Source organism: Streptomyces sp. NPDC013457, from assembly GCF_043089925.1.
Lineage (GTDB): Bacteria > Actinomycetota > Actinomycetes > Streptomycetales > Streptomycetaceae > Streptomyces.
The window spans coordinates 16325-35794 of sequence record NZ_JBICBL010000002.1; the positions used below are offsets into that span (position 1 = coordinate 16325).

Genomic DNA, 19470 nt, shown 5'->3' on the forward strand with positions numbered 1-19470 from the left:
TCGGAGCGTCTCGTGCGTTCTCATTCCGGGCAGCGGTGACGCTCCGGCCCTTCGGGCCTCCCGGCGCGGCGGCGGTCTCGCTTACGATGGCCGTTGCGGTGGGGACCACCTGCCGTGCCCGCGCCCGAGTCCATCACACGACCCAGTGCCAGGCCCGACCGGCAAGGAGACCAGCCTCAGTGTCCGTCTTCAACAAGCTCATGCGTGCAGGCGAAGGCAAGATCCTGCGCAAACTGCACCGCATCGCGGACCAGGTCAACTCCATCGAAGAGGACTTCGTCAACCTCTCCGACGCCGAGTTGCGGGCGCTCACCGATGAGTACAAGCAGCGGTACGCCGACGGTGAGAGCCTCGACGACCTGCTCCCCGAGGCCTTCGCGACCGTCCGCGAGGCCGCCAAGCGCGTCCTCGGCCAGCGTCACTACGACGTGCAGCTGATGGGCGGCGCCGCCCTCCACCTCGGCTACGTGGCCGAGATGAAGACCGGTGAGGGCAAGACCCTCGTCGGCACGCTCCCCGCGTACCTGAACGCGCTGTCCGGCAAGGGCGTGCACCTCATCACGGTGAACGACTACCTGGCCGAGCGCGACTCCGAGATGATGGGTCGCGTCCACAAGTTCCTGGGCCTGCAGGTCGGCTGCATCCTGGCCAACATGACGCCGGCCCAGCGTCGCCAGCAGTACGCCTGCGACATCACGTACGGCACGAACAACGAGTTCGGCTTCGACTACCTGCGCGACAACATGGCGTGGTCCAAGGACGAGCTCGTCCAGCGCGGCCACAACTTCGCCTGTGTCGACGAGGTCGACTCCATCCTGGTCGACGAGGCCCGTACGCCGCTGATCATCTCCGGCCCGGCCGACCAGGCCACCAAGTGGTACGGCGACTTCGCCAAGCTGGTCACCCGCCTCTCCCGCGGCGAGGCCGGCAACCCGCTCAAGGGCATCGAGGAGACCGGCGACTACGAGGTCGACGAGAAGAAGCGGACCGTCGGCATCCACGAGTCCGGCGTCGCCAAGGTCGAGGACTGGCTGGGCATCGACAACCTCTACGAGTCGGTGAACACCCCGCTCGTCGGGTACCTGAACAACGCCATCAAGGCCAAGGAACTGTTCAAGAAGGACAAGGACTACGTCGTCATGGACGGCGAAGTCATGATCGTCGACGAGCACACCGGCCGTATCCTCGCCGGCCGCCGCTACAACGAGGGCATGCACCAGGCGATCGAGGCGAAGGAAGGGGTGGACATCAAGGACGAGAACCAGACGCTCGCCACGATCACCCTGCAGAACTTCTTCCGCCTCTACGACAAGCTCTCCGGCATGACCGGTACGGCCATGACCGAGGCCGCCGAGTTCCACCAGATCTACAAGCTGGGCGTCGTCCCGATCCCGACGAACAGGCCGATGATCCGCAAGGACCAGTCGGACCTGATCTACCGGACCGAGGTCGCCAAGTTCGCCGCCGTCGTCGACGACATCGCGGAGAAGCACGAGAAGGGCCAGCCGATCCTCGTCGGTACGACGTCGGTCGAGAAGTCCGAGTACCTCTCGCAGCAGCTCTCCAAGCGCGGCATCCAGCACGAGGTGCTCAACGCCAAGCAGCACGACCGTGAGGCGACGATCGTCGCCCAGGCCGGCCGCAAGGGTGCCGTCACCGTCGCCACGAACATGGCCGGCCGAGGCACCGACATCAAGCTCGGCGGCAACCCGGACGACCTCGCCGAGGCGGAGCTGCGCCAGGCCGGCCTGGACCCGGTCGAGCACGTCGAGGAGTGGGCCGCGGCCCTCCCCGGCGCCCTGGAGCGTGCCGAGAAGGCCGTGAAGGCGGAGTTCGAAGAGGTCAAGGAGCTCGGCGGGCTGTACGTGCTCGGCACCGAGCGCCACGAGTCGCGCCGGATCGACAACCAGCTGCGCGGCCGTTCCGGCCGTCAGGGCGACCCGGGCGAGTCCCGCTTCTACCTCTCCCTCGGCGACGACCTGATGCGCCTGTTCAAGGCCCAGATGGTCGAGCGCGTCATGGCCATGGCCAACGTGCCGGACGACGTGCCGATCGAGAACAAGATGGTCACGCGCGCCATCGCCTCCGCGCAGTCCCAGGTCGAGACCCAGAACTTCGAGACGCGTAAGAACGTCCTGAAGTACGACGAGGTCCTCAACCGCCAGCGTGAGGTCATCTACGGCGAGCGCCGCCGTGTCCTGGAGGGCGAGGACCTGCACGAGCAGATCCAGCACTTCATGGACGACACGATCGACGACTACATCCGCCAGGAGACCGCCGAGGGCTTCGCGGAGGAGTGGGACCTCGACCGGCTCTGGAACGCGTTCAAGCAGCTCTACCCGGTGAAGGTGACCGTGGACGAGCTGGAGGACGCGGCCGGCGACCGCGCGGGCATCACGGCCGAGTTCATCGCCGAGTCCGTCAAGGACGACATCCACGAGCAGTACGACGCACGGGAGAAGTCGCTCGGCTCGGACATCATGCGTGAGCTGGAGCGCCGCGTGGTCCTCTCCGTGCTCGACCGCAAGTGGCGCGAGCACCTCTACGAGATGGACTACCTCCAGGAGGGCATCGGTCTGCGCGCGATGGCGCAGAAGGACCCCCTGGTCGAGTACCAGCGCGAGGGCTTCGACATGTTCACCGCGATGATGGAGGGCATCAAGGAGGAGTCCGTCGGCTACCTGTTCAACCTGGAGGTCCAGGTCGAGCAGCAGGTCGAGGAGGTCCCGGTGCAGGACGCGGCTCCCTCCCTCACCAAGGACGCGGTGCCGGCTCCGGCCGGACGTCCGGAGATCCGCGCCAAGGGCCTGGAGGCCCCGCAGCGGCCGGACCGTCTGCACTTCACCGCGCCCAAGGTGGACGGTGACGGCAGCGTCGTCGAGGGCGACTTCGTCAGCGAGGACGCCGCGGGCGGCGGCGACGGGCTGACGCGCGCGGAGCGTCGCAAGGCGCAGAAGAGCAGCGGCGGGCGTCGCCGCAAGAAGTAACCCCCGGTGGGGGAGGAGGGGCCGGACACCTGGTGAGGTGGCCGGCCCCTTCGTCATGGCCGGGGGCGCTCATCGGCCGGCGGGCCGGAGCGGGGCGGGCACGCGCGCGTGGAGGCCGTCCAGCTCGACGGCGGCGCAGCGCCAGCGGCGGTCGGCGCCGAGTTCGAGGCGGAAGGCCATGGCGCGCACGCCCCGGTCGGTGGCGATGCTGGCGAACGCCTCCAGGGCGTCCTGAGCGGGCTGGGCCCGGCAGCTGCGGAGTACGGGGCGGATGCCGGGACCCCCGAAGGGGGTCGTGGGGGCGAGCTGGACCAGCTGCTCGTACGCCTCTCCCACGGTCTGGCCCAGCATCCAGTGCACGGGCCGCTGACCGCTCAGGACGAGCAGCAGGCGCTCGGCGAAGTGGGCGTGGGTCGGGAGCACGCGCGGAGCCGTACGGGCGGGTGGGGACGCCGTCCCGGGGCGTGAGCCGGCGGCGCCGCGGGGGCGGGTTCCGGCGGGGCCGCGGGGGGCGGAGCGGGGGCGGGGGGTCCGGGGGCGGGTCGTGGCCATGGTCGTGGCTTCGGGCGTACGCGTCGTCGTGGCGATGTCCATGAGTGGTCCCCGATCCCTCGCGTCCGGTGCTCTACCGGGCGGTAACTTCTGTTGGGGATCTTGTACGGGGACGGCTCGCGGCCTCGCAAGGCGGCGGGGGCGTCCGCGCGGCCGTCCGGCGGATTCACCTATCAGAGTGAGGGAGCGGCCCTCCGGGTCTTCCGGCGCGGGGTGCGGGGATGCCTCCGGTGGACCGACGAGACGGCCTCCTGGGGACCCCGAAGGGGGACTCCGCACGTATCCTGAGGGCGTTTCCGACTACGAAAGCGGCCAGCCATGCGCGTGTACGTCCCCCTGACCCTCCCCGGTCTCGCACAGGCGCACAAGGCGGGCGAACTGGGCCCCGGCCCGCTGACCGCCTATGCCGTGACCCCCGCGCTGCGCGAGTGGTACGTCTCCGACGACATCGAGGAGCTCGAGTACGCGGCGCTGAGCCGGGCCGCGGCCGCGTCGCTGCGGCAGCTCGCCGGGGACCCGTCGGCCGCGCGCCGCCGGATCGTCGTCGCCGTCGACGTGCCGGACAAGGACGCGGTCGTGGACCCGGACCGCGGGCTGGACGCGAGCTCGCTGGGCGAGGTCCGCGTCGCCGGAGCCGTACCGCTGGCCAAGGCGGCCGCCGTGCACGCCGACGCGGACGACGCGGAGGCGGACGTCTCGGCGGCGGCGGACGCGCTGGGCGCGGCGGACCAGGGCGACGACGACGCGCAGTTCACGGTGGACGGGGCCGAGGACCACGAGCTGCTCTGGTTCGGGGTCCAGGAGATCCCGGGGCTGCTGGGCTGAGACCGGAGGCCGGGGGGCCGGGGCCGGGGGCCAGGGGGGCGGGGCTGCGGGCCGGGGCCCGAGCCGAGGGCTCTGTCGGTGCGGGCCGGTACCGTCTTGGCATGGGGAAGCACGGGAAGCACCTGGTCTGGGACTGGAACGGCACGCTGCTCGACGACATCGAGGCGGTCATCGGCGCGACGAACGCGGCCTTCGCCGAGCTGGGGCTCGAACCGATCACGCTGGCGCGGTACCGGGACCTGTACACCGTTCCCGTGCCGAAGTTCTACGAACGGCTGATGGGGCGGCTGCCCACGGAGGCCGAGTGGGTGCTGATGGACGGCGCCTTCCACCGGCACTACTGGCAGCGGGCCGAGGCGTGCGTGCTGACGGCCGGGGCGGCGGAGTTGCTGGCCGCGCGGCAGGAGTCCGGGTTCACGCAGTCGCTGCTCTCGCTGGCGCCGCACGCGGAGCTGGTCCCGCTGGTGCGGAGGCACGGGATCGAGCCGCGGTTCGTACGGGTGGACGGGCGGATCGGGTCGTCCACGGAGGGGAAGTCGGCGCACATGGTGCGGCATCTGGCGGCGCTCACGGGCGTTCCCCCGGAGCGGGTCGTCGTCATCGGTGACGCGGCCGATGACGCGCGGGCGGCGGCGCACGTGGGGGCGCGGGCGGTCCTGTACACCGGGGGGTCGCACAGCCGGGCGTCGCTGGAGGCGGCGGGGGTGCCGGTGGTGGACTCGCTGGCGGAGGCGGTCGCGGTGGCGGAGGAGCTTGTGTAGGGGGCGGGTGTGGGGCGGGTGCGGGCCGGTGGGGGTGCGCCCGGCCTTCGGCCGGGCTGATTGCTCCCACCCGCACCACCCGTACCACTGAGCGGTCGTCTGCGGGCCTCCCCGTGGGTGGTCGACCGCCGTCGGCGGCCGCGGGCCGGTGGGGGCCGCGTCTGCCCGACCAGGGAGACGGTCGTCTGCGGGCCTCCCTGTGGGTGGTCGACCGCCGTCGGCGCCCCCGGGCCGGTGGGGGCCGTCGGCCCGACCACTGAGAGCTCGTCTGCGGGCCTCCGCCGTCGGGCGGTCGCGGGCCGCTGGGAGGTCGGATCGGCCTTCGGTCGGGCCGGCGGTCAGGTCGTCTCGCGGAGGACCTTCAGGAACTCCCGCATCCAGGCCGGGTGGTCCGGCCAGGCCCGGGAGGAGATCAGGGTGCCGTCCACCACCGCCTCCGTGTCCTGGAACGTGGCGCCCGCCGCCTGCATGTCCAGTTCGAGCGCGGGGTACGACGTGACCCTGCGGCCCTCCAGGCCGCCGATCGCCGCCGTCAGGAGCGGGCCGTGGCAGATCTGGGCCACCGGCTTGTCCGCGTCGAAGAAGGACTTCAGGATCTTGCGGAGCTCCGGGTCGTTGCGGAGGTACTCCGGCGCCCGGCCGCCCGGGATCACCACGGCCACGTAGTCGCCCGGGTCCACCTCCGAGAACGCCAGGTCCGCGGGCCAGCTGTACCCGGGCTTCTCGGTGTACGTGTCGTAACCCGGCTCGAAGTCGTGCACCACGAACCGCAGCTGCTTGCGCGCCGGGGCCGCGATATGGACCTCGTACCCCTCCTCGAGGAGCCGCTGGTAGGGGTACATGACCTCCAGCGACTCCGCCGCGTCCCCGGTCACGATCAAGATCTTTGCCATGGTGACTCCCGGATCTCGGATCTCGGCTCCCTGCCACAGGACACTGTGTCGCTGTCCATAACGTCAAACTTCCACCCCCTCTTTTGTACACATACGGACCATGACGATCGGGGGGGCGGGAGCGATAGGCTTTTCCCGTGATCAGCGCGATACGCCGAGGGGGCAGCGAAGCCCCCGGCCATCGCCCGGAGCGCCACGGCGTCCGGGCGGACATGGCGTTCGCCGATTCTCCCGTCCTGGGCACGGCGCCAGAAATGGCCGATAACGGCTCGGACATCTCTCATCGCGGCATAACGTCGACTCCGACCGGTAACACCGCGTCGTGGCGTTGTGTCCTTTCTTCCACCGACGTCACGCAACGGCGCGCGACAGGAGCCAGAGGACATGCAGACCAAGCTGGACGAAGCCAAGGCCGAGCTGCTCGCACGGGCCGCCCGGGTAGCTGAGACCGGCCCGGTCGGGGGGCAACTTCCGACGGGGCCCGAGGACGGAAAGCGCCCGGACGGGGACACCGTGCTCGACTACCTCCAGCGCTACTACCTGCACACCGCGCCCGAGGACCTCACCGACCGGGACCCGGTGGACGTCTTCGGCGCCGCTCTCTCGCACTACCGGCTCGCGGAGACCCGCCCCCAGGGCACCGCGAACGTCCGCGTCCACACCCCGACGGTCGAGGAGAACGGCTGGACCTGCAGCCACTCCGTCGTCGAGGTCGTCACCGACGACATGCCCTTCCTCGTCGACTCCGTGACGAACGAGCTGTCCCGCCAGGGCCGCGGCATCCACGTCGTGATCCACCCGCAGGTCCTCGTCCGCCGTGACCTGACCGGCAAGCTCATCGAGGTCCTGACCACCGAGCCCAAGGGCGATCTGCCCCACGACGCGCTCGTCGAGTCCTGGATCCACGTCGAGATCGACCGCGAGACCGACCGCGCCGACCTCAAGCAGATCACCACCGACCTGCTCCGCGTCCTGAACGACGTCCGCGAGACCGTCGAGGACTGGGAGAAGATGCGCGACGCGGCGCTGCGCATCGCCGAGGAGCTCCCCGGCGAGCCCACCGCCGACGACCTGCGTCCCACCGAGGTCGAAGAGGCCCGCGAGCTGCTGCGCTGGCTCGCCGCCGACCACTTCACCTTCCTCGGCTACCGCGAGTACGAGCTGGTCAACGGGGACGCGCTGGCCGCCGTCCCGGGCACCGGCCTCGGCGTCCTGCGCTCCGACCCGCAGCACGGCGGCGACGAGGTGCACCACGCCCCCGTCTCGTCCTCCTTCAGCCGGCTGCCCGCCGACGCCCGCGCCAAGGCGCGCGAGCACAAGCTGCTGATCCTCACCAAGGCCAACAGCCGCTCCACCGTGCACCGCCCCTCGTACCTCGACTACGTGGGCGTGAAGAAGTTCGACGCCGACGGCAACGTGGTGGGCGAGCGGCGCTTCCTCGGCCTGTTCTCCTCGGCCGCGTACACCGAGTCCGTCCGTCGGGTTCCGGTCATCAGCCGCAAGGTCCAGGAGGTCCTGGACGGCGCCGGCTTCTCGCCGAACAGCCACGACGGCCGCGACCTGCTCCAGATCCTGGAGACGTACCCCCGCGACGAGCTCTTCCAGACGCCGCCCGACGAGCTGCGCGAGATCGTCACCAGCGTCCTGTACCTGCAGGAACGGCGCCGGCTGCGGCTCTACCTGCGCCAGGAGGAGTACGGCCGGTTCTACTCGGCCCTCGTCTACCTGCCGCGCGACCGCTTCAACACGACGGTCCGCGAGCGGCTGACCGACATCCTCAAGGAAGAGCTCCAGGGCACCAGCGTCGACTTCACGCTGATGAGCACCGAGTCGGTGCTCACCCGGCTGCACTTCGTCGTCCGTGTCGCCCCCGGCACGGAGCTGACGCAGCTCACCGACGCCGACCGGGAGCGCGTCGAGGCGCGGCTCGTCGAGGCCGCCCGCTCCTGGGCCGACGGCTTCGCCGAGGCGCTCAACGCCGAGACCGGCGAGGAGCGCGCCGCCGAGCTGCTGCGCAAGTACGGCAACGCCTTCCCCGAGGGCTACAAGGCCGACCACTCGCCGCGCGCCGCCGTGGCCGACCTGGTCCACCTGGAGCAGCTGCGCCACTCCGGCAAGGAGTTCGCGCTCTCGCTGTACGAGCCCGTCGGCGCCCGTCCCGGCGAGCGGCGCTTCAAGATCTACAAGTCCGGCGACCAGATCTCCCTCTCCGCCGTGCTGCCGGTGCTCAACCGGCTCGGCGTCGAGGTCATCGACGAGCGTCCGTACGAGCTGCGCTGCTCCGACCGCACGCACGCCTGGGTCTACGACTTCGGTATGCGCATGCCCGCCCCGACCGCCAACGGCGCCTCGTTCAGCGACGACGCCCGTGAGCGGTTCCAGGAGGCGTTCGCCGCGACCTGGACCGGAGACGCCGAGAACGACGGCTTCAACTCGCTGGTCCTGAGCGCCGGGCTGACCTGGCGCCAGGCCATGGTGCTGCGCGCCTACGCGAAGTACCTGCGCCAGGCGGGCGCGACGTTCAGCCAGGACTACATGGAGGACACCCTCCGTAACAACGTCCACACCACCCGGCTGCTCGTCTCGCTCTTCGAGGCCCGGATGGCGCCGGAGCGCCAGCGCGCCGGCGTCGAGCTGATCGACGCGCTCCTGGAGGAGCTGGACGCCGCCCTCGACCAGGTCGCGAGCCTGGACGAGGACCGCATCCTGCGCTCCTTCCTCACCGTCATCAAGGCGACCCTGCGGACCAATTTCTTCCAGAACAACGAGGACGGCGGGCCGCACTCGTACGTCTCGATGAAGTTCGACCCGCAGGCCATCCCCGACCTCCCCGCGCCCCGTCCGGCGTACGAGATCTGGGTGTACTCCCCGCGTGTCGAGGGCGTCCACCTGCGGTTCGGCAAGGTCGCCCGAGGCGGCCTGCGCTGGTCCGACCGGCGTGAGGACTTCCGTACCGAGATCCTCGGCCTGGTCAAGGCGCAGATGGTGAAGAACACCGTCATCGTGCCCGTCGGCGCCAAGGGCGGCTTCGTCGCCAAGCAGCTCCCGGACCCGTCCGTGGACCGCGACGCCTGGCTGGCCGAGGGCATCGCCAGCTACCGGACCTTCATCTCGGCGCTGCTCGACATCACCGACAACCTGGTCGCGGGCGAGGTCGTCCCGCCGACCGACGTCGTCCGCCACGACGAGGACGACACCTACCTCGTCGTCGCCGCCGACAAGGGCACCGCGACCTTCTCCGACATCGCCAACGAGGTCGCCGTCTCCTACGGCTTCTGGCTCGGCGACGCCTTCGCCTCCGGCGGCTCGGCGGGCTACGACCACAAGGGCATGGGCATCACCGCCCGCGGCGCCTGGGAGTCCGTCAAGCGCCACTTCCGCGAGCTGGGCCACGACACCCAGACCGAGGACTTCACCGTCGTCGGTGTCGGCGACATGTCCGGCGACGTCTTCGGCAACGGCATGCTGCTCTCCGAGCACATCCGTCTCGTCGCGGCCTTCGACCACCGCCACATCTTCATCGACCCGACCCCGGACGCGGCCGTCTCGTACGCCGAGCGGCGCCGTCTCTTCGAGCTGCCCCGCAGCTCCTGGGCCGACTACAACACCGAGCTCCTCTCCGCGGGCGGCGGCATCCACCCCCGTACCGCGAAGTCGATCCCGGTCAACGCGCAGATGCGCGCGGCCCTCGGCATCGAGGCCGGCGTCACCAAGCTGACCCCGGCCGAGCTGATGCAGGCGATCCTCCACTCGCCCGTCGACCTGCTGTGGAACGGCGGCATCGGTACGTACGTCAAGGCGTCCACCGAGTCGAACGCGGACGTCGGCGACAAGGCGAACGACGCCATCCGCGTCAACGGCGAGGCCCTGCGGGTCAAGGTCGTCGGCGAGGGCGGCAACCTGGGTCTGACCCAGCTCGGCCGTATCGAGTTCGCCCGCAAGGGCGGCCCGGAGGGCGAGGGCGGCAAGGTCAACACCGACGCGATCGACAACAGCGCCGGTGTGGACACCTCCGACCACGAGGTCAACATCAAGATCCTGCTCAACGGGCTCGTCACCGACGGCGACATGACCGTGAAGCAGCGCAACAAGATCCTCGCCGAGATGACCGACGAGGTCGGTGGGCTCGTCCTGCGCAACAACTACGCGCAGAACGTCGCCCTGGCCAACGCGGTCGCCCAGTCGCCGTCCCTGCTCCACGCCCACCAGCGCTTCATGCGCCGCCTGGGCCGTGACGGCGCCCTGGACCGCTCGCTCGAGTTCCTGCCCAACGACCGGCAGATCCGCGAGCTGCTCAACAACGGCAAGGGGCTGAGCCAGCCGGAGATCGCGGTCCTCCTCGCGTACACCAAGATCACGGTGGCCGACGAGCTGATCGGCACCGAGCTGCCGGACGACCCGTACCTGTGCGGACTGCTCCACGCGTACTTCCCGACGCAGCTGCGCGAGAAGTTCACGGAAGCGGTGGACAGCCACCCGCTGCGCCGCGAGATCATCACCACGGTCCTGGTCAACGACACCGTCAACACCGGTGGCTCGACCTTCCTGCACCGTCTCCGCGAGGAGACCGGCGCGTCGATCGAGGAGATCGTCCGCGCGCAGACCGCCGCCCGCGCCATCTTCCGGCTGGGCGAGGTCTGGGACGCCGTCGAGGCCCTCGACAACCGGGTGCCGGCCGAGATCCAGACCCAGATGCGGCTGCACTCCCGCCGACTGGTCGAGCGCGGAACGCGCTGGCTGCTCGGCAACCGGCCGCAGCCGCTCCAGCTCGCCGAGACGATCGAGTTCTTCGCCGAGCGTGTGGAGGAGGTCTGGGGCGAGCTGCCGCAGCTGCTGCGCGGCGCGGACCTGGAGTGGTACCAGTCGATCCTGGAGGAGCTGACCTCCATGGGCGTGCCGGAGGAGCTCGCCCTGCGGGTCGCCGGCTTCTCCTCCGCCTTCCCGACGCTCGACATCGTCGCGATCGCGGACCGCACGGCCAAGGAGCCGATGGCGGTCGCCGAGGTCTACTACGACCTGGCCGACCGGCTGCGGATCACCCAGCTCATGGACCGCATCATCGAGCTGCCGCGCGCCGACCGGTGGCAGTCGATGGCCCGCGCCTCCATCCGCGAGGACCTGTTCGCCGCGCACGCCGCCCTCACGGCCGACGTGCTCGCGGCGGGCAACGGGACCTCGACGCCGGAGGAGCGGTTCAAGGCCTGGGAGGAGAAGAACGCGGCCATCCTGGGCCGGGCGCGCACCACGCTGGAGGAGATCCAGGGCTCGGAGACCTTCGACCTGGCGAACCTGTCGGTGGCGATGAGGACGATGCGTCAGCTGCTGCGCGCGCACAGCTAGCCGTCGTCTGCCGAACACAGGTGAAGGGCCCCGCCGGTCGTCCGGCGGGGCCCTTCGCTCATGAATCCTGGGAGCGCGACTGCGAGGTCGGCGGCGGTGCAGCCCGCGTCGTCGAGGCCCACAGCCGGCGCGCGGCCAGCAGGGCGCAGGCGAGCAGCAGCCCGTTGCGCACCACCATGACGGCGACGCCCGGGAAGGATCCGGCGACCACGTCGTCGTAGAGGACCGGGTAGGCGAGCGAGCTCAGCCCGGCCGCAGGCAGGAGCAGCAGCGCGACGGGCCGCATCACGGTCCGGCGCGAGGTCAGGCAGACGGCGGCGAGGCCGAGCAGCCAGATCAGGTACTGCGGGCTGATCACCCGGCTCGTGACGGTGAAGAGCAGGACGGCGGCGAGCGCCGCGTCCAGCGGGGTCGCCTCCGTCCAGGTGCGTGCCCGCAGCCGCCAGACCAGCAGCCAGACGAAGGCGAGGACGGTCAGGAGCAGCGCGACCCGGCCCACGGTGGAGACGTACGGGCCCACGTACTCGAAGGCGCCGTACCGGTACTGGGCCCGGCCCGGCCAGACGCCGGCCGACTGCGCGAGCGCGAGCGCGGTACCGCCCACCGACTCGATCTGGACGCCTCGGCTGCCCTGCTGGCGCAGGAAGCCGAGCGAGTCCGAGAAGAAGAGCGCGAGGGTCACGAGGAGCACGGCGGCCGTGGCGGCGGCGGAGGTCCAGGCGTCGCGGGTGGTACGGCCCCGGGGCGTGCCGATCAGGGTGAGCGCCGGCCACACCTTGACGAGCGCGCCCAGCCCGGCGAGGACGCCGCCGAGCACCCCGCCGAGGCGGGGGACGGCCGGCGTGCGGGAGGTCAGCGCGAGCAGGCCGAGGACGGCGAGGGCGGTGACCTGGACGTCGTACCGGGCCAGCGGGATGTGCAGGAGCAGCGGGAGTCCGCAGACCCAGATCCAGACGCCGTGGGTGACGCGGCGGCTGTCGGCGCGGGCGAGGGCGAGTGTGACGGCGGCGTCGGCGAGGAGGGTGAGGGCGACGAAGGCCTGGAAGTAGGTGAGCCAGGGCAGCAGGCCCGGGGACATGATCACCAGGCCGGCGCCGGGCGGGTACTGCCAGGTCACGTCGTTCAGGGGGAAGGTTCCGTGGCCGAACTGCCGGAACCAGTGGTGGTAGAGGACGTACACCTCGCGGCCGACCCCGCCGACGCCCAGGGCGTCGCGCGCCAGGAGCAGCAGCATGCCGGCGCGGGTGAGGGTCCAGACGACGGTGAGGGCGAGGGCGGGACCGCGGCCCACGTTGACGAAGCTGGCCGAGGTGAAGGTGTCCGAGTCGAAGGGGGAGCCGGTGAGGGAGGGGGGTGGCGGGGCGCAGGTGGCCTTGACGCCCGTGCCGGAGCTCCGTCCGGCCTCCGGGTCGGAGTTCAGCCCGGAGGCCGGGGCGGCGTCCGGGTCGGGCGGGGGCGGCGGGGTGCGGTCGCGATGCGTCGTCATCGAACCGCACTCTATTGCTGTCTGGGTGGATTTCAGATCTTTTGTCAGCCCTTCTTGGTGAACGCCTCGTACGCCGCCACCACCTCCTTGGCCGGACCGTCCATCCGCAGCGTGCCCGCCTCCAGCCACAGCGCCCGGTCGCAGGTCTGGGTGATGGTGGAGTTGGAGTGGGAGACCAGGAAGACGGTGCCCGCCTCGGCCCGCAGCTCGTCGATCCGCTCCTGGCTGCGGCGGCGGAACCGGGCGTCGCCCGTGGACAGCGCCTCGTCGATCAGCAGGACGTCGTGGCTCTTGGCCGCCGCGATGGAGAAGCGGAGCCGGGCGCCCATGCCGGAGGAGTACGTCCGCATCGGCAGCGAGATGAAGTCGCCCTTGTCGTTGATCCCGGAGAAGTCGACGATGTCGTCGTAGCGTTCGTCGACCTCCGCACGCGTCATGCCCATCGCGAGCCCGCCCAGGATCACGTTCCGCTCACCGGTCAGGTCGTTCATCAGGGCCGCGTTCACCCCGAGGAGGGAGGGCTGGCCGCGGGTGTAGATCCTGCCCCGGTTGACCGGCAGCAGACCCGCGACGGCCTTGAGGAGGGTGGACTTCCCCGATCCGTTCGAACCGATCAGGCCGATCGCCTCGCCTCGGTACGCGGCGAAGCTGACGCCCTTCACCGCGTGGACCGTGCGGGCGCCGGGGGCGGTGCGGCGGGTGAAGATCCGGTTGAGCGCGGAGGTGGCGCTGCCCTTGCCGGTACGGGCGCCGTTGACGGTGTACATGATGTGGACGTCGTCGGCGACGACGGTGGGGATGCGCTCGGACGGCGCCGGGGCCGGTGCCGGGGCCGAGGTGGGGGCCGGGGTGGGAGCCGCCGCCGGTGTCGGGGCCTGGCTCGGGGGCGGGGTCGTCGTCAGGGTCTGTTCAGCCACGGCCGTACGTCTCCTCTGCCTTCCAGAAGTAGATGAACCCGCCCACGAAGGCCACCAGCGCCCAGCCGGCGCCGAGCGCCCAGATGTGCGGCGGCAGACGGTCGGCGGTGAAGCTCTCGATCAGCGCGAACCGCATCAGGTCGATGTAGACGCTCGCCGGGTTGCACTGCAGGACGGTGATCGCCAGGTCGGGGATCCGGCCGCTCCGCGCCAGATGGTCGAGGGACCACATGACCCCGGAGGCGTACATCCAGGTGCGGAGCAGGAACGGCATCAGCTGCGCGAGGTCCGGCGTGCGGGCGGCGAGCCGTGCCATGACGAGCGCGACCCCGGCGTTGAAGAGCGCCTGGAGGAAGAGCGCGGGCACGGCGAGCAGCCAGCTCGCCCGGGGGAACTCGCCGAAGCAGAACAGGATCCCGACGAGCGCGCCGAGTGAGAGCACGAGCTGCTGGAGCTGTTGCAGCGCCAGGGCCAGCGGGAGGCTCGCGCGGGGGAAGTGCAGAGCCCGGACGAGTCCCAGGTTCCCGCTGATCGCCCGGGTGCCGGTCATGATCGACTGGGAGGTGAAGGTCCAGACGAAGACGCCGGTGATCAGGAACGGCACGTAGTCGGGGATGCCCTCCTGGACGTTCATCAGGATGCCGAAGATCAGGTAGTAGACCGCCGCGTTCAGCAGCGGGGTCATCACCTGCCAGAGCTGGCCGAGCTTCGCGTGGCTGTACTGGGCCGTCAGCCGGGCGGTCGCGAACGCGGAGATGAAGGCGCGGCGCGACCAGAGCTGTCCGGCGTACGCGTGGAGTGTCGGGCGGGCGCCGCTGACCGACAGACCGTGACGCAGGGCGAGCGCGCGCAGGTCCTCCGGGACCCGGGAGTCGGGTTTCGTGAGCGTCTCGGTGGTCACGAGGTCGCTTTCGACGAGGGGGCGGGGCAGGCTGACGACGGAACGGGTCCGTATCGTCGCTACGGCGAGAGTAGGACGTTCGCACGTCGCAACGCAACCGTTTCGTCGTGACGTGCAGGCGGACGGTTGGTTAGGATCCGCCCATGACGACACGCCCCGGATCCCCCCGCCGCGCCCCCGCGGGAGCCGCCGTGCTCCGGGAGGACGTGACCGAGGCCATCCGCGCCGCCGTCTTCGAGGAGCTGGCCGCCGTCGGCTTCGCCCGTATGTCCATCGAGGGCATCGCGCGGCGCGCGGGCGTCGGCAAGACCGCCGTCTACCGCCGCTGGAAGTCGAAGCTCTCGCTCGTCCTGGACCTCCTCGGCGCGTTCGCCACGCAGGGGCTGCCGGCGCCGTCGACCGGTTCGCTGTACGGGGACGTGCGCGCGCTCCTGGAGGTCGGCTCGCACGCCCTGCGTCACCCCGTGGCCTCCCAGGTCATCCCGGACCTGCTGGTGGAGGCCGCCAGGCAGCCGGAGATCGCCGACGCGATCAAGGCCGCCCTGCTCGACGGCCAGCAGGGCGTCGTCGCGCAGATCGTCCGCGAGGCCGTGTCACGCGGCGAACTGCCGGACGGCACGGACCCGGAGCGCGCCCTCGACCTGATCGTCGGGCCGCTCTACTGGCGGCTCGTGGTGGTGCGCGGTGAGCTGCCGAAGGGGTACGTCGACGACCTCGCGCGCTCGGCGGTGGCGGCGCTCACGGCGTAGGGCGGCTCCTGGGCTCACGGCGCAGGGGCCGCTTCTGGGCTCGCGGCGTGGCGCCCGCTGCCCGGCTCGTCCGCGTAGCCGCCGCCACGCGGCTCACCGCGCAGTGCCGGCCGCTCGGCCGCCGGGCTACTTGACCGCCCCCGCCATCACCCCCGAGACGAACTGCCGCTGGAAGGCGAAGAAGACCGCCAGCGGGATCACCATCGACAGGAACGCGCCCGGTGCGAGCACGTCGATGTTGTTGCCGAACTGCCGTACCTGCTGCTGCAGCGCCACCGTGATCGGCGGCGACTCGGAGTCCGCGAAGATCAGCGCGATCAGCATGTCGTTCCAGACCCACAGGAACTGGAAGATGCCGAGGGAGGCGATTGCCGGCCCGCCGAGCGGCAGGACCACCCGGGTGAAGAGCCGGATCTCGCCCGCCCCGTCCAGCCGGGCCGCTTCGAGCAGCTCCTTCGGGATCTCCGCGAAGAAGTTCCGCAGCAGGAAGATCGCGAAGGGCAGTCCGAACGCCGTGTGGAAGAGGACGACCCCGAGCGTCGTCTCGAAGACGCCGATGGCGCCGAAGAGCTTCGACACGGGTACGAGCGCGACCTGTACCGGCACCACGAGCAGCCCGACGACCACCAGGAACCACCAGTCGCGGCCGGGGAAGTCCAGCCAGGCGAAGGCGTATCCGGCGAGCGAGCCGATGACGAGGACCAGGAGCGTGGCCGGAACGGTGATCTGGATCGTGGAGACGAGGGACCGGGTGATGGTCTCGTTGGAGAGAAGGGCCGAATAGTTCTCGACGGTCAGCTGGGCAGGGGAGGCGAAGACCTGCCACCAGCCGCTCTCGCTGATGTCGGTGGGGCTGCGGAGCGAGGAGAGCAGCAGTCCGACGGTCGGCATCAGCCAGAAGAGGCCGACGAGGACGAGGAAGATCCGCATCGTGCCGCCCGCCGCCCGCGCGGCCAGCCGGGCGCCGAGCGGGGGCGCCGGGCGCGCCGCGGGCGGGGTGCCCGGCCGGACCCCGCCCCGGGCGGCGGCCGACCGAGCCCCGCCCCGGGCCGCACCCTGGGCCTTGCCCCGGACCCCGCCCTGGGCCTCGCCCTGGACCCCGCCCCGGGCCTCGCCCTGGGCCCCGCCCCGGGCCGCACCCCGCGCCTCGCCCTGGACCCCGCCCCGGGCCTCGCCCCGGACCTCGTCCCCGGCGGCGTCCGGGGGCTTGCCGTTCTCGTTCGTCGCCGTCACCTGCGCGCCTCCCTTCGCATCCGGCGGATGTTGAACGCCATCACCGGGATCACCAGCAGGAGCAGCAGGACGGCGATCGCGGAGCCGATCCCGAGATCCGCGTCCGTGCCGAAGGACGAGCGGTACAGCTGGAGCGCCAGCACGTTCGCGTCGTCCTGCGCCGAGCCCGGCGCGATGATGAAGACCAGGTCGAAGATCTTCAGCACGTTGATCATCAGGGTGACGAGGACGACGGCGAGGACCGGAGCGAGCAGCGGGACGGTGATGCGGCGGAAGACCTGCCACTCGTTCGCCCCGTCGACGCGCGCCGCCTCCATCAGCTCCCGTGGCACGCTCGCCAGACCGGCCGCGATCAGGACCATCGCGAACCCGGCCCACATCCACACGTAACTGCCGATGACCGCCGGGGTGACGAGCGAAGGTCCCAGCCACTCCACGCCGTTGTACTGCTCGCGGAAGTTGCTCGCGGGCAGCCGCAGCAGCGCGCCGTCCGCGAAGGCGGGGAGCGTGAACGAGCCGTCGGCCGCCGCCCGTGTCGTGGCCACCACCGTCCCGTCCTTCACCGCCTCGATCCGCAGTCCCCTGAGGCCGACCTCCTTGGGGTCCACGATGTTCGGCTTCCCGCCTCCGCCCTTGGTGAAGTCCAGCCACGCGGTCCCGGTGATCCCGCCGTCCCGCGACGGCGGCGGCTCGTGCGCCGGGCGGGCGTCCTTCGGCATCTGCGCCGGCGCGACCCCGATCAGCGGGAGCCGCGCGGGCTCTCCCGCGTGGACCGGGCTCTCGGTGACGTACGCCCCGTCGCCCGCCGCCTCCAGCGGGTGGACCGGCAGCGGGCGCGCCCGCGGGAAGCCGGAGGACTCGGCGAAGGTGTCGTGGACGCCGACCCAGACGGCGTTGGCGACACCGCGGTCGGGATCCTGCTCGTACACCAGCCGGAAGATGATCCCGGCGGCCAGCATCGAGATCGCCATGGGCATGAAGACGATCAGCTTGAACGCCGTGCCCCAGCGGACCCGTTCGGTGAGCACCGCGAAGATCAGCCCGAGGGCGGTCGCCACGGCCGGGGCGACGACCGCCCAGATCGCGTTGTTCCGGACGGCCGTGAGGATGGTGTCGTCGGTGAAGAGGGCGATGTAGTTGTCGAGTCCGGCGAAGGAGTCCCCGGACGTGTCGAAGAACGAACGCTGGACGGAGTACCCGATGGGGTAGACGACGAGCGCGCCGAGCAGGACCAGCGCGGGGAGGAGGAACCCCGCCGCGACGGTCCTGCGCGTGCCCGTGACCGTGGGGGCCGTGGAGGCCCCGGGCGCCTTGGCAGCCCTGGACGCGGACGTCACGGCGTCAGTTCTTGTACGCCTTGGCCGCGTCGACCTCCAGGCGCGCCTGGGTCCCCGCGATGTCCTTCGGGTTCTTCAGGAAGTCCTGCAGCGCCTTCCACTCGCCCTTGCCGGGCGTGCCGCCGAAGGACTGCGGCATCTGGTCCGACATGTCGAAGCGGAAGTCGTCCCCCGACTCCAGGAGCGCCTTGGCGATCTCGCGCTGGACGTCGTTCGGGTACGCGCCCGGGTCCATGTTCTTGTTCGGCGAGAGGAAGCCGCCCGCGCCCGCCCAGATCGTGGCCGCGTCGGGGGAGGCGAGGAAGGTCAGCAACGCCTGCGCGCCCTTGGTGTCCTTCAGGGCCACCGCCGCGTCGCCGCCGGTGACGACCGGCGACGACGGGCCGACCGCCGGGAAGGGGAAGACCTTCGCGTCCGTACCGATCTTCGCACTGGTCTGCGCGATGTTGACGGCCGAGAAGTCGCCCTCGAAGACCATCGCACCCTTGGGCTGGTCGCCGCCGGTGAAGGTCTGGGTGACGGAGGCAGGGAACTCCGTCTGCAGCGCGCCGGACGCGCCGCCCGCGATCAGCTCGGGCTTGCCGAACAGCTCGGCGAGGGTGCTGAGCGCCTGGGTGACGGACGCGTCGGTCCACTTGATCTCGTGCTTGGCGAGCTGGTCGTACTTGGCGGGGCCCGCCTGGGAGAGGTAGACGTTCTCGAACCAGTCGGTGAGCGTCCAGCCGTCCGCGCCGCCGACGGAGACCGGAGTGACGCCGGAGGCCGAGATCGTCTCCGCGGTGGTCAGGAACTCCTTCCAGGTCTTGGGCTCGGTGGCGCCCGCGTTCTCGAAGGCGGCGTTGTTGTACCAGACCAGGGACTTGTTGGCGGCCTTGAAGTACACGCCGTACTGCGTGCCGTCGACGGCGCCGAGGTCCCGCCAGCCCTTGGAGTAGTTCGCGGCGAGCTGCGCCTGGGCGTCGGGGCCGACCGGCTTCAGCCACTTCTGGGCGGCGGCCTGCTGGATCGCGCCGACCTGGGGGAGCATCGCGACGTCGGGCGGGGAGCCGCCGGCGATCTTCGTGCCGAGGAAGTTCACGATCGGGTCCTGTGCGGGCACGAAGGTGACGGTGGCGCCGGTGCGCTTCTCGAACTCCTTCAGGACCTTGGTGAAGTTCTCCTGCTCCGGGCCCGTCCAGACGGCGGCGACCTCGATCTTCTCGCCCTTGAGGGAGGGCAGTCCCAACGAGCCGCTCGACGTGGCCGGCGGGCCGGGTTCCTTGGTTCCCTCCCCCGTGTCCTCGCCGCCGCCACAGCCGGCGAGCGCGAGTGCGAGGGTGAGCGCGGTGACCGTGACGACGGCCGGTGCGGCCCTGCGTGTACGAAGAGTTGTACGCATTTCTGCCCCGTCTCTCCTGTGCGCGGTGCGTGTCCCGTGCGCTCAGGTCTACGCCGGGGGCACTCGCCCCGCAATACCGCCTTCCGCGGCAAGTGGGCGATCGTGATCGGC

General features: G+C 71.1%; 13 protein-coding genes. 5 read left to right on the plus strand and 8 right to left on the minus strand.

The genetic code is table 11. The annotated features are described in order from the left end of the window. Positions 1-179 precede the first annotated feature (179 nt). Positions 180-2987: a preprotein translocase subunit SecA gene (gene secA, locus ACF1G2_RS05690; protein WP_391797063.1), complete on the plus strand. Its 2808-nt coding sequence runs from the start codon at positions 180-182 to the stop codon at positions 2985-2987. 69 nt (positions 2988-3056) lie between these two features. Here secA and ACF1G2_RS05695 read toward each other — a convergent pair whose 3' ends face one another. Next, positions 3057-3539 carry an Rv3235 family protein gene (locus ACF1G2_RS05695; RefSeq protein WP_391797563.1) on the minus strand — a complete coding sequence of 161 codons (483 nt, stop codon included), beginning with the start codon at positions 3537-3539 and terminating at the stop codon, positions 3057-3059. A gap of 318 nt (positions 3540-3857) precedes the next feature. On the opposite strand from ACF1G2_RS05695, the gene ACF1G2_RS05700 reads away from it, so the two are divergent. Both ACF1G2_RS05700 and ACF1G2_RS05705 read left to right on the plus strand, forming a co-directional pair. Continuing rightward, on the plus strand, positions 3858-4364 hold the full coding sequence (locus ACF1G2_RS05700; protein ID WP_391797064.1) for a DUF6912 family protein: 507 nt from the start codon (positions 3858-3860) through the stop codon (positions 4362-4364). Between the two features lie 101 nt (positions 4365-4465). Continuing rightward, positions 4466-5125 carry an HAD family hydrolase gene (locus ACF1G2_RS05705; RefSeq protein ID WP_391797065.1) on the plus strand — a complete coding sequence of 220 codons (660 nt, stop codon included), beginning with the start codon at positions 4466-4468 and terminating at the stop codon, positions 5123-5125. 338 nt (positions 5126-5463) lie between these two features. Here ACF1G2_RS05705 and ACF1G2_RS05710 read toward each other — a convergent pair whose 3' ends face one another. Next, a complete protein-coding gene (locus ACF1G2_RS05710) occupies positions 5464-6018 on the minus strand; it encodes a DJ-1/PfpI family protein (protein ID WP_361768246.1) in 555 nt (184 codons plus the stop codon). 384 nt (positions 6019-6402) lie between these two features. Between ACF1G2_RS05710 and ACF1G2_RS05715 the strand changes: the two genes are divergently transcribed. Continuing rightward, a complete protein-coding gene (locus ACF1G2_RS05715; protein WP_391797066.1) occupies positions 6403-11358 on the plus strand; it encodes an NAD-glutamate dehydrogenase in 4956 nt (1651 codons plus the stop codon). Positions 11359-11416: 58 nt separating this feature from the next. On the opposite strand, the gene ACF1G2_RS05720 is transcribed toward ACF1G2_RS05715, so the two are convergent. From ACF1G2_RS05720 to ACF1G2_RS05730, 3 genes are all read right to left on the minus strand, one after another. Beyond that, positions 11417-12844, minus strand: coding sequence for a glycosyltransferase family 87 protein (locus tag ACF1G2_RS05720; protein ID WP_391797067.1), 1428 nt, complete (start codon positions 12842-12844; stop codon positions 11417-11419). A gap of 44 nt (positions 12845-12888) precedes the next feature. Beyond that, positions 12889-13611: an ABC transporter ATP-binding protein gene (locus tag ACF1G2_RS05725; RefSeq protein WP_391797564.1), complete on the minus strand. Its 723-nt coding sequence runs from the start codon at positions 13609-13611 to the stop codon at positions 12889-12891. Between the two features lie 142 nt (positions 13612-13753). Continuing rightward, positions 13754-14662 carry an ABC transporter permease gene (locus tag ACF1G2_RS05730; RefSeq protein ID WP_391797068.1) on the minus strand — a complete coding sequence of 303 codons (909 nt, stop codon included), beginning with the start codon at positions 14660-14662 and terminating at the stop codon, positions 13754-13756. 143 nt (positions 14663-14805) lie between these two features. On the opposite strand from ACF1G2_RS05730, the gene ACF1G2_RS05735 reads away from it, so the two are divergent. After that, the gene (locus tag ACF1G2_RS05735) at positions 14806-15411 is read left to right on the plus strand and encodes a TetR/AcrR family transcriptional regulator (protein WP_385851742.1); all 606 of its coding nucleotides are present in this window, start codon (positions 14806-14808) and stop codon (positions 15409-15411) included. Positions 15412-15537: 126 nt separating this feature from the next. Here the strand turns inward: ACF1G2_RS05735 and ACF1G2_RS05740 are convergent, their stop codons facing one another. From ACF1G2_RS05740 to ACF1G2_RS05750, 3 genes are all read right to left on the minus strand, one after another. After that, positions 15538-16341: a carbohydrate ABC transporter permease gene (locus ACF1G2_RS05740; RefSeq protein ID WP_391797565.1), complete on the minus strand. Its 804-nt coding sequence runs from the start codon at positions 16339-16341 to the stop codon at positions 15538-15540. Positions 16342-16640: 299 nt separating this feature from the next. Then, positions 16641-17981 carry a carbohydrate ABC transporter permease gene (locus ACF1G2_RS05745; RefSeq protein WP_391797069.1) on the minus strand — a complete coding sequence of 447 codons (1341 nt, stop codon included), beginning with the start codon at positions 17979-17981 and terminating at the stop codon, positions 16641-16643. Between the two features lie 4 nt (positions 17982-17985). Then, entirely contained in the window at positions 17986-19359 is a 1374-nt protein-coding gene (locus tag ACF1G2_RS05750) for an ABC transporter substrate-binding protein (RefSeq protein WP_391797070.1), read from the minus strand. Positions 19360-19470: the final 111 nt, after the last annotated feature.

Excerpts from the sequence above, each read along its gene's own strand:
- ACF1G2_RS05695 (WP_391797563.1), bottom strand. The coding sequence starts at position 3,539 with ATGGCCACGACCCGCCCCCGGACCCCCCGCCCCCGCTCCGCCCCCCGC.
- ACF1G2_RS05700 (WP_391797064.1), top strand. The coding sequence starts at position 3,858 with ATGCGCGTGTACGTCCCCCTGACCCTCCCCGGTCTCGCACAGGCGCAC.
- ACF1G2_RS05705 (WP_391797065.1), top strand. The coding sequence starts at position 4,466 with ATGGGGAAGCACGGGAAGCACCTGGTCTGGGACTGGAACGGCACGCTG.
- ACF1G2_RS05710 (WP_361768246.1), bottom strand. The coding sequence starts at position 6,018 with ATGGCAAAGATCTTGATCGTGACCGGGGACGCGGCGGAGTCGCTGGAG.
- ACF1G2_RS05715 (WP_391797066.1), top strand. The coding sequence starts at position 6,403 with ATGCAGACCAAGCTGGACGAAGCCAAGGCCGAGCTGCTCGCACGGGCC.
- ACF1G2_RS05720 (WP_391797067.1), bottom strand. The coding sequence starts at position 12,844 with ATGACGACGCATCGCGACCGCACCCCGCCGCCCCCGCCCGACCCGGAC.
- ACF1G2_RS05725 (WP_391797564.1), bottom strand. The coding sequence starts at position 13,611 with ATGTACACCGTCAACGGCGCCCGTACCGGCAAGGGCAGCGCCACCTCC.
- ACF1G2_RS05735 (WP_385851742.1), top strand. The coding sequence starts at position 14,806 with ATGACGACACGCCCCGGATCCCCCCGCCGCGCCCCCGCGGGAGCCGCC.
- ACF1G2_RS05740 (WP_391797565.1), bottom strand. The coding sequence starts at position 16,341 with ATGCGGATCTTCCTCGTCCTCGTCGGCCTCTTCTGGCTGATGCCGACC.
- ACF1G2_RS05750 (WP_391797070.1), bottom strand. The coding sequence starts at position 19,359 with ATGCGTACAACTCTTCGTACACGCAGGGCCGCACCGGCCGTCGTCACG.